This window comes from Pseudomonas rossensis (assembly GCF_039888995.1).
Taxonomy (GTDB): Bacteria; Pseudomonadota; Gammaproteobacteria; order Pseudomonadales; family Pseudomonadaceae; genus Aquipseudomonas; species Aquipseudomonas rossensis.
The window spans coordinates 1-9,077 of the sequence record NZ_JBBWCB010000183.1 but is presented as its reverse complement, the minus strand read 5'-3'; the positions used below and the strand labels follow the sequence as shown (position 1 = coordinate 9,077).

Genomic DNA, 9,077 nt, shown 5'->3' with positions numbered 1-9,077 from the left:
AGGGCTTAGTTAACCATCACCTCGTCCAGTGCCTGCTCGAGGGTGCTGACCGTGCGCTCGATATTGTGCAGCTTTTCGAGTCCGAACAGACCGATGCGGAAGGTCTGGAAGTCGGCCGGTTCGTCGCATTGCACCGGCACTCCGGCGGCGATCTGTAGGCCGTGGTCGGTACTGAAAAGCCCTGGCAACCCAAAGGAGCAATCCTTGGCCTATGCTGGTGGCTTTTCAACGAGTCGGTTTTCGGCGGGGGCATAGATGGATCATCGAGGTGAAGTAGCGGTTCTCGGCATGGGCGCAATGGGCGCCGCCACCCTGTATCAACTGGCGAAATCCGGCGTCAAGGTGATTGGTGTCGACCGCCACCATCCTCCCCACGATCAAGGTTCAAGTCATGGCGATACGCGCATCACCCGGCTCTCGGTCGGGGAAGGCGCCGAGTATCTGCCCATCGTCCGTAACGCTCACCGAATCTGGCGCGAGCTCGAAGCGCTGTCCGGTGAGTCATTGTTCGAGCAGTGTGGCGTGCTGGTCATGACCTCCAGCCCCACGTATGACGCTGACGATGAAAGTGACTTCACCCACAGCACCCTTCATCTCGCGAACACCTATGACATCGAGCACGAGGTGTTGTCGGCCCAACAGATTCGTCAGCGATTCCCGCAGTTTTCACCGGTGCTGGACACGGCTGTCGGCTACTTCGAGCCGGGCGGCGGTTATGTCCGGCCCGAGCGTTGCATTGCGGTACAGCTCAAACTCGCCGAGGAACTGGGTGCGACGCTGCTGAAGGGCGAAGCCATTACGCAAATTACCTCGGACGAGCAGGGTGTCACCGTCATTACCGATCAGCGAACCATCCTCGCCGACAAGGTCGTGATCAGCGCTGGCATGTGGACCAAGGGCTTGCTCGGCGAGCCTTTCGACCGGTTGTTGAGGGTGTGTCGTCAGAAGCAGTTCTGGTTCGAACTGGAGGAGAGCGCCCGGTTCGCACCGGTGTCACCGACCTTTATTTGCTCTCACGGGCCAGGCGATGAAGACTCTCTCTATGGTTTTCCACCGTTGCCCGGCGAGGGCAGCCTGAAGGTCGGCACCGAGCAATACAGCGAAGAGTCTTCACCCGACACGCTGGGCAGAACCGTCAGCGACGCCGAAGCGCGGGAGATGTTCGACACCCATGTGCGCGGCAAGATGGCAGGCGTCAGCTCGCGGGTCGTCAAGTCGGCGGTGTGTGCTTACACCGTCACACCGGACGGCAATTTCATCATCGACGAGCACCCGACACTGAAAAACACCCTGGTGGTGTCCGCCTGTTCGGGGCACGGCTTCAAGCATTCCGCTGCGCTGGGCGAGGCGCTGGCGCAGTGGTGCGTGCAGGGCAGCAGTGATCTGGATTTGTCGGCGTTTTCGTTGAAGCGGTTTGAAGGCGTTATCGAGTGAGCGCAGTGCTCAGGCGCTCGATCTGCGCCAGCTCCCAGGCGCTGAGCAAGCTGATCGGGTCGGTGCCGTAACGTTGCCAACTGTCGAACACGCCCTCGCGACCGTCCGGGCTTTGGCAACGTTGGCAGTGGCGCAGGTGATTGCCGTCGAAGTCGAGGGTCAGACGCCAGCCCTCGATATCGACCTGTACCTGGCCCGGCTCGGGTTGTTCGTCGAGGCGCTTTAGAAGCCGAACTTCCAGCGCGGCGTCGCGCAATTGCTGGTAAACCTCGCGGGCGGTCAGGGGCGGCACAGGTGTCTCCGGTGAGTTTGTGGCTTGCGTAGAATCGGGGTGCACAGGATAGACGATCATGGTGAAATCTCCGCGAACTTGTGCTGTGAACACCTACTGATCTGGAGCCCTACGTGAAGAAAGCCGCCGTACTCACCTTCGTCCTGATGCTCAATGCAGGGGTGTTCAGCGCGCAAGCACAGGCAGCCGGCGATGCTGAAGCGGGTGCGACACTGTTCAAGCGGATATGCGGTGGCTGCCATCAGGTCGGGGAGTCGGCACGCGGTTCATTCGGGCCGCAGCTCAATGGCATTTTTGGACGCCCTTCGGGCAGCACCACGGATTACCAATATTCCGATGCGATGAAATCAGCCGGTATCGTCTGGACCCGCGAAACACTGACCGCGTACCTCGAAGCTCCAAAAGAAGTGGTACCCGGCACCCGCATGATTTTCTGGGGGCTCAGTGACCCGGAAAAAATCGACAACCTGTTGGCGTACCTTCAGACGTTTCAGCCGCAGTAGGGCTTTGCGACTTTCGAGGGCATTCGCCAGGCGCGGAGCACCCGGTGGTTCTGATCTGATTTACAATTCCCCCTTTTGGCGGAGGGGCAGCCGTTCATGGATGTACTCGCGTTTCTGTATGACAACCTGATCAAGTGGGTGATCGAGCCTGTCACGGATCAGTTTCTTGGCATTTTCGATCTGAACGGCCGCTTCAGCGTCGTGTTTCTTTGCTTGTCCTACAGCATCGCCTACAGCCTGTACCGTTTCAGAAAATATCGCGGGCTGACCGACGCACGTTCTTTCTGGCAGTTCATCGGCGGGCGCCGGGTTCATTTTCATCCTTCGGCGTTGCTGGATTACCGGTACTACTTCGTGCGGGGCATCCTGAAGGTCGCGCTGGTGTTGCCCATTGTTGGCCTGGTCGACCCGTACGTCCTGCGTTCCGGCGACTACATCTCGTTTTTCAACAATCTTTGGGGCGCGCGCGCGCAGGTGGGGGAGAACCTTTCACTCTCCTTGCTCTACGGGCTGGGCGTGTTTCTGGTGCAAGACTTCATCCATTACTGGGGCCATCGCGCCTTTCATTCCCGGTATCTATGGGCGTTCCACAAAGTCCATCATTCCGCGCCCGTCCTGGTGCCAGCGACGGCGAGCCGGATTCACTTTGTGGAAAAAATAGTCGAAAAACTGACTGACACCGTCTGCCTCGGCGCTTTTGCCGGTGTCTTCTGGTACGCCTGTGGTGGGGAGATCAGCCGGTACACCTTGTTCGGTGTGACGTATATGGTCTTGATCCTCAATGCGTTGGCGGCCAATTTGCGTCACAGCCATGTCTGGCTTTCTTTCGGGCCCGTGGTCGAGCATGTACTGAACAGCCCGGCGCAGCACCAGATTCACCACAGTGACGCGCCCCGACACTTCAACAAGAACTTCGGTACCAACCTGTCACTCTGGGACTGGATGTTCGGTACGCTCTACGTCACGCACTCGACGCCCGAGCCTATTCAGTTTGGCACCGGAAAACAGGATCACGACCGTTACCTGACGCTCTATAGCCTGATCGTCACGCCCTTTGTGGACATCGCCCGCAAGATCCCCACCAGACGTGCCATGGAATTGTCCGTCGCGTCTCGTCGAAAAACGCCCTTTGACACTTTCCGCCGACGCTGGCGCTGAATTCCGGGGCGACGTTCAACCACTGGATGGGATTGGAGCGTGTAACGCCCCAATCCCGCCCTTTCTATTGTTGGCCAACCTGCAAGGGTGGGGTTCGAGGCGGGATCAATCGTTTTGTCCCGATCGACTCGAACGCCGAAGCCAGGCGCAGCAGCGTCGAATCGTCATAGGCACGACCGGCAAATGTGAGCCCGACGGGCATGCCGATGTCTGGCATGACGCCCATCGGCACAGTGACCGTGGGGACGCCCAGGTGCCGGATGGCAAGATTGCCGTTGGCGACCCAGATGCCGTTACTCCACGCGATATCCGCAGACTTCGGATCGACATCGGCATTCGCCGGACCCACGTCGGCGACCGTCGGGAATAGCACCGCATCGAGCCCCAGCCGATCCATCCAGTCCTCAAGATCGATGCGACGCGTCTGTTCAAGTCCGCGCAGTCCGTCAGGAACGGTGGAGATCTGGTCCCACGGTGTGATGCCGCGCTCGGCCATCTTCACGTACTCGTCCATACCTGCGGCAAGGTCGTCCTCCCGGTTGGGGAGCGTGCCCGGGTCGTGAGGGAAAATCAGCGGTCCGTCGACATCGGCCAGGCGGTTCAACTTGGGATCGCCATTAGCCCGCAGAAAATCATCGAACGCCCAGGCCGACAGATCCCACAACTCATGATGCAGGAACTCTTTGGACACCAGGCCCCGCGTAAACACCGTCGGCGCACCCGGGCGATCACCCTCACAATTGGAGACCAACGGGAAATCGACCTCGACCACTTCCGCACCGGCAACTTCGAGTGCTTTGCGAGCCTCTTCCCAGAGCCCGATCACGGAAGGACGGGTGATGATTCGCTGCCCCGTCGGACCACCGATGCCAGGCGCATCGCTCGTACCCGCTTCGGGATCCGCGTTGATGTACATGCGCGGAACACCAAAGCGCTTTCCTGCCAGCGCATCGGACTTCACCGCCAATTCGGCATAGGAAGCGGGGCGCACCGAAGCGACACTCGGAATCGGCACCCAGGGTTGCATCCGCCACAGATCGCCCCGTGTGTCGGGATCATCCGCCACCACCACGTCGAGCACTTCGAGCAGGTCGGCCATCGTTCTGGCAAACGGCACGACAACGTCCATCGTCGGCGTCAACGGCCAGTTGCCGCGCACCGAGATAACCCCGCGCGAAGGCGTGTAGGCACACAAACCATTGTTTGATGCAGGACCGCGTCCGCTCGACCAGGTTTCTTCCGCGAGGCCGAATGCCGCGAAACTGGCGGCGGTTGCGGTACCGGCTCCGTTCGATGAACCCGAGGCGAAGGGAGCGGTGAGATAGTCAGCGTTGTACGGGCTTTCCGCGCGGCCATACACCCCGCGCTGCATGCCGCCGTTTGCCATCGGCGGCATATTGGTTTTGCCCAGGCAGATCGCGCCAGCGGCGCGAAGCCGTTCGATCGTGAACGCATCGCGATAAGCAATCAGGTTCGCGAAGGCCGGACTTCCAGAGGCAGCGGCGAGCCCTTTCACCAGGTAACTGTCCTTGGCCGTATAGGGAATGCCATCGAGCGGACCCAGCGTCTCGCCCTTGGCCCGACGAGCATCGGACGCCTGCGCCTCGTTCAGCGCCTCGGGGTTTCGAACCACCACCGCGTTGAGGGCGGTGGGCGTGTCGGGACCGTCGTAGGCATCGATCCTGGCGAGATAGGCCTGGACCAGTTCAACCGCAGTGGTTCGACCCGATTCGAGCGCAGCACGCAATTCGGCAATGGAAACTTCGGTGACCTCGATCATGCTGCTACCACCGTCTGCTGATGGGCGACGCGATGAATGTTTCCATCGCGCTGAATGTTGGGCTCAGGGACATCATTAATCTCAAAAAAGGTATTCATCGGTGTTCTCGTTGCGCTGCTTTTCGCGCTCTATTTAACACCAAGCCGGGAGCAGAGGCATCGCCCAAGGCGATGCAACGTCTTCAGGCTTTGCTGGCCGCCAGGTAAGCGCCAAGGCGTTGTCCCATTTGCTCGCCCAAGGCTTGCAGGCCACTCAAGGGACGGACCATCACCTCAAACTCAACGATTTTTCCTTGTTCGTTGAACCGGATCATGTCGATGCCCTTTAACGCTTTCCCGCCGACGTTGGCGCTGAACTCCAGGACGACGTTCAACCCGTCTGCGGTCGACAGTTCCCGGTGGTAGACAAAATCCTCAAATACCTCGATGACCGTATTGAGAATCATCGATACCACGGCTGCACCCGGGTAAGGCGTGTGAGCCATCGGGGAGCGGAATATCGCCTGTGGGTCCAACAAACCGGGCAAGGCGCTCAAGTCGCCCTTGCTGATCATATCGTGCCACTGGCTCAGAGATTCTGCGGCTTTGGGATGCAGTTTCAGTTCAGACATTTTCAACTCCTGTATTTTTATTGTTTGGCAAACGCTTCGGTGTTGCTCATGCAATGGTTCACGGCTGCGGATTTCTAAAGAGAACTTTAGCGTTAATGGTGACCATTGACGCAAGCAGGGATGCTAGAACGTGATTTACCCTGTCATCGATCAGCGACGCACAATTCCCCGGTGGCGCGTATCAGTGCCTGACCATGCAGACCGTCCTTGATCAGGCTGGATCGTTCTTTGGCTAGCCAGTTCGCGCATTCCGGGTCATTGCGATAGGGCGCGAAGGCGGCGTATTGCAGTAACAAACGGTTTTGCAGCTCATCGAGCTGTGGTCGGATTTGATTGGCGAGGTCTGGCCGCGGCGTGTCAGGCGCTTTGCCAGCCGCTCGCCATTGGGCCACCAGCCCGTACTGCACCAGCTTGTTGGCTTCAATCTGTGCGGCGATCAATTCGGCGAACTCGTCGGGGTCCAGTTTGCGCTCAACGGCCAGCTTCCTGGCGTTGGCGATGACTTGTGCTTCCCGGGCACTGTCCTGGATCGGTTTGCCACTGTCCCACTTGGTCAGCGCCACAAGATCAGCAATGCTCAGACGTTCGTTCAACGTTACCAGCAGCGGTTGCAAGCTATCGGGCGCCGGGGAGGGCGCTCTGGCCTGTGCGCTGCTGGCGAGTAAACCGAGGACGGCGCAGATCAGCAGTTGCGGTAAATGTGGGGAACGGGGCATCGGCAAACCTCATTGGGTACGGGACTCACAATCAGGTGTTATGTATCACAGGCACGGAGGAGGCATTAAGCAGGGATCGATTTATTTTGTGCACGAAAAAGCCCGGCTTGTCAGGCCGGGCTTTTCGTTGAGTACTGCGGTAAAGCTATTCATTTATGCAGCGCGGTTTTCGATCAGACGGTCGGAACCACCCTCAGCGACGCGGTTTTCGATCAGACGATCGGAGCCACCTTCAGCGACGCGGTTTTCAATCAGACGGTCGGAACCACCTTCAGCCACACGATTTTCGATCAAACGATCCGAACCACCCTCAGCCACACGACTTTCAATCAGACGATCCGAGCCGCCTTCAGCGACAACCGGGTGAGCAGAGGTAGCGGCGAAAGCGTTAACTGCAAAAACCGAGAAAGCGATGCTGAGGAGGATTTGGCGTTTCATGATGGTGTGCTCCGGGGTGTAGTTGTTGGGTATGGCGCTGATGTTACGCCGCGGATTTTTTAAGAGAACTTCATTGAGTTGATGGTGACTATCGACGTCGGCAATGATCCTCCTGTCGTCGGCTCTACCGCTCAGCCAGAACCGCGGGGGTATGCTGGACCTCTTGAACTGTCGAGGCTCTCCAGGTCCGCAAGGATTTCCTGCGAGGTTCCCTGCTCTGGTCGAGAGGATAAATCGATGCACGACTATTACGATTTGGGCACCTACAGCCGCCCGGTGACGACCCACTCATCCCAGACCCAGCGCTGGTTCGATCGTGGCTTGGTATGGTGCTACGGCTACAACCACGACGAATCCATACGCTGTTTCCACAAGGCGATCGAACACGACCGCGATTGCGCGATGGCCTACTGGGGCATCGCTTACGCTTCGGGCCCCAACTACAACAAGCGTTGGGATGCCTTCATCGAACAGGAGTTGAAAGAGGCCGTGGCCCAGGCCCGACGGGCGACGCAAACCGCACTGGCGCATATCGACGGCGCAACACCGGTGGAACAGGCGCTGATCCGGGCGCTGGAGCAACGCTACCAGGCCGATCAGGCCACCAGCCTCGACCAACTCTTCACCTGGAACGATGCCTATGCGGCGTCCATGCGCGATGTCTACAACGCCTTTCCCGAAGATCCCGATGTCGTTGCGCTGTTTGCTGAAGCGATGATCGACCGCACACCCTGGCAATTGTGGGACCTGAAAACCGGTAAACCGGCACCGGGCGCCGACACGCTTGAAACGGTAGACGTGCTGGAACGGGCGCTACGGCGGATGGAGCAGCACGGCGATGCGCCGCACCCCGGCGTGCTGCACATGTACGTCCACACCCTGGAAATGTCGCCCTACCCGGAACGGGCATTGCGCGCCGGCGATGTCCTGCGTGACCTGGTGCCGGATGCGGGACATTTGCGCCATATGCCGTCGCACATCGACGTGCTCTGCGGTGATTACCGTGGGGCCATGGTCACCAATAGCCGGGCAATCCTGGCCGACAGCAAGTACCTGGAACAGGAAGGACCCATCAACTTCTACACCCTGTATCGAAGCCACAACTACCACTTCAAACTCTATTCGGCGATGTTCCTCGGGCAGTACCAACCGGCCCTGGAAGCCGCCGATTAACTGATGTCGACCATCAGGGAAGAACTGCTGCGCGTGGAGCAACCGCCCATGGCCGACTGGCTGGAAGGCTTCGTATCGATGAAGGTCCACGTGCAGATACGCTTCGGCAAATGGCAGGACATCCTCGCCACGCCGCTGCCGAACGACCAGGCGCTGTACTGCGTGACCACGGCGATGCTGCATTACGCCAGAGGTGTGGCGCATGCGGCCACCGGGTATATCGCCGCCGCAGAAGCCGAACAGCGTCTATTCCTCGAAGCCTGGACCCGAGTGCCGGACACACGCTACCTCTTCAACAATAAATGCACCGACATTCTGGCGGTTGCCGCAGGCATGCTGCGCGGGGAAATCGAGTACCGTAAAGGCAATTACGACGACGCCTTCGCCCACTTGCGCCAGGCACTCTCTCTGGACGACAACCTGCCTTACGACGAGCCATGGGGCTGGATGCAACCGGTCAGGCATGCGTTGGGCGCGTTGCTTTTGGAGCAAGGCAGGGTAGAAGAAGCGTTGCAGGCTTATCGTGCTGATCTGGGATTGGACAACACACTCAGCCGTGCGTCCTGGCATCTGGACAATGTGTGGAGCCTGCACGGCTATGTGGAATGTCTGAAACGGCTGGGTCTGGATGCCGAGGCTGCTGCTGCGCAGACGCGCCTTGATCTGGCCATGGCCCGGGCGGATGTGGAGATTAGGGCTTCGTGTTTTTGCCGTGTTGGGGCGGGGTGTTGTCAGTGATGCCCGAAAGCGCCGGAGATTGCCTGTGGATCGTTTGTCTACGTTGTTGTCGCAGTTCGGTGTGCGCGCAGCCTGTTTTACAACGGCAAGCTGTGCGGCCTGGCGTCATACGATGACGCTGACCAGCGCGGGCATATTCACCTGCTGCAGGCAGGTAGCGTCACTTTGCAAGGGACGGATCGCAAGGACTTGCTGCTCACCCAACCCAGTCTGATTTTTCTGCCACGCCCAAGCC

The 9,077-nt window shown here is 59.3% G+C and carries 9 protein-coding genes and 3 pseudogenes; 6 read left to right on the top strand and 6 right to left on the bottom strand.

Features of this window, described 5'->3' with window-relative positions:
• Window positions 1-5: 5 nt before the first annotated feature.
• Window positions 6-167 (bottom strand): annotated as a pseudogene (locus WLY71_RS27850) (alanine--glyoxylate aminotransferase family protein); the annotation flags it as partial.
• Window positions 168-255: 88 nt separating this feature from the next.
• Here WLY71_RS27850 and solA point away from each other — a divergent pair.
• A complete protein-coding gene (gene solA, locus WLY71_RS27845) occupies window positions 256-1,434 on the top strand; it encodes an N-methyl-L-tryptophan oxidase (RefSeq protein WP_347806119.1) in 1,179 nt (392 codons plus the stop codon).
• Here the strand turns inward: solA and WLY71_RS27840 are convergent.
• Window positions 1,424-1,726: a DUF7693 family protein gene (locus tag WLY71_RS27840; protein ID WP_347806118.1), complete on the bottom strand. Its 303-nt coding sequence runs from the start codon at window positions 1,724-1,726 to the stop codon at window positions 1,424-1,426. The two genes, solA and WLY71_RS27840, sit on opposite strands and share 11 nt — an antisense overlap.
• Before the next feature lie 113 nt (window positions 1,727-1,839).
• Here WLY71_RS27840 and WLY71_RS27835 point away from each other — a divergent pair, with 113 nt between their 5' ends.
• Together WLY71_RS27835 and WLY71_RS27830 are read left to right on the top strand one after the other, a co-directional pair.
• Window positions 1,840-2,229, top strand: coding sequence for a c-type cytochrome (locus WLY71_RS27835; protein WP_347806117.1), 390 nt, complete (start codon window positions 1,840-1,842; stop codon window positions 2,227-2,229).
• 96 nt (window positions 2,230-2,325) lie between these two features.
• Window positions 2,326-3,387: a sterol desaturase family protein gene (locus tag WLY71_RS27830; RefSeq protein WP_347806116.1), complete on the top strand. Its 1,062-nt coding sequence runs from the start codon at window positions 2,326-2,328 to the stop codon at window positions 3,385-3,387.
• Window positions 3,388-3,451: 64 nt separating this feature from the next.
• Here the strand turns inward: WLY71_RS27830 and WLY71_RS27825 are convergent, their stop codons facing one another.
• The 4 genes and pseudogenes from WLY71_RS27825 to WLY71_RS27810 all read right to left on the bottom strand — a co-directional run.
• Complete coding sequence (locus WLY71_RS27825) at window positions 3,452-5,167, bottom strand: amidase (RefSeq protein ID WP_347806115.1); 1,716 nt, start codon at window positions 5,165-5,167, stop codon at window positions 3,452-3,454.
• 181 nt (window positions 5,168-5,348) lie between these two features.
• Entirely contained in the window at window positions 5,349-5,777 is a 429-nt protein-coding gene (locus WLY71_RS27820; protein WP_347806114.1) for a nuclear transport factor 2 family protein, read from the bottom strand.
• 143 nt (window positions 5,778-5,920) lie between these two features.
• Window positions 5,921-6,493, bottom strand: coding sequence for a chorismate mutase (locus WLY71_RS27815; protein WP_347806113.1), 573 nt, complete (start codon window positions 6,491-6,493; stop codon window positions 5,921-5,923).
• Window positions 6,494-6,649: 156 nt separating this feature from the next.
• Window positions 6,650-6,931, bottom strand: a pseudogene (locus WLY71_RS27810) (phage infection protein); the annotation flags it as partial.
• A gap of 237 nt (window positions 6,932-7,168) precedes the next feature.
• On the opposite strand from WLY71_RS27810, the gene WLY71_RS27805 reads away from it, so the two are divergent.
• The 3 genes and pseudogenes from WLY71_RS27805 to WLY71_RS27795 all read left to right on the top strand — a co-directional run.
• Entirely contained in the window at window positions 7,169-8,104 is a 936-nt protein-coding gene (locus WLY71_RS27805) for a hypothetical protein (RefSeq protein WP_347806112.1), read from the top strand.
• A gap of 3 nt (window positions 8,105-8,107) precedes the next feature.
• Window positions 8,108-8,842 (top strand): tetratricopeptide repeat protein, encoded by a 735-nt coding sequence (locus WLY71_RS27800; protein ID WP_347806111.1) that lies wholly within the window; start codon window positions 8,108-8,110, stop codon window positions 8,840-8,842.
• 25 nt (window positions 8,843-8,867) lie between these two features.
• Window positions 8,868-9,077: pseudogene (locus WLY71_RS27795) on the top strand (cupin domain-containing protein); the annotation flags it as partial.

What these genes read in the sequence shown, in the direction of transcription:
- WLY71_RS27820 (WP_347806114.1), bottom strand. Translation starts at nt 5,777, where the DNA reads ATGTCTGAACTGAAACTGCATCCCAAAGCCGCAGAATCTCTGAGCCAG.
- WLY71_RS27805 (WP_347806112.1), top strand. Translation starts at nt 7,169, where the DNA reads ATGCACGACTATTACGATTTGGGCACCTACAGCCGCCCGGTGACGACC.
- WLY71_RS27800 (WP_347806111.1), top strand. Translation starts at nt 8,108, where the DNA reads ATGTCGACCATCAGGGAAGAACTGCTGCGCGTGGAGCAACCGCCCATG.
- WLY71_RS27825 (WP_347806115.1), bottom strand. Translation starts at nt 5,167, where the DNA reads ATGATCGAGGTCACCGAAGTTTCCATTGCCGAATTGCGTGCTGCGCTC.
- solA (WP_347806119.1), top strand. Translation starts at nt 256, where the DNA reads ATGGATCATCGAGGTGAAGTAGCGGTTCTCGGCATGGGCGCAATGGGC.
- WLY71_RS27815 (WP_347806113.1), bottom strand. Translation starts at nt 6,493, where the DNA reads ATGCCCCGTTCCCCACATTTACCGCAACTGCTGATCTGCGCCGTCCTC.
- WLY71_RS27830 (WP_347806116.1), top strand. Translation starts at nt 2,326, where the DNA reads ATGGATGTACTCGCGTTTCTGTATGACAACCTGATCAAGTGGGTGATC.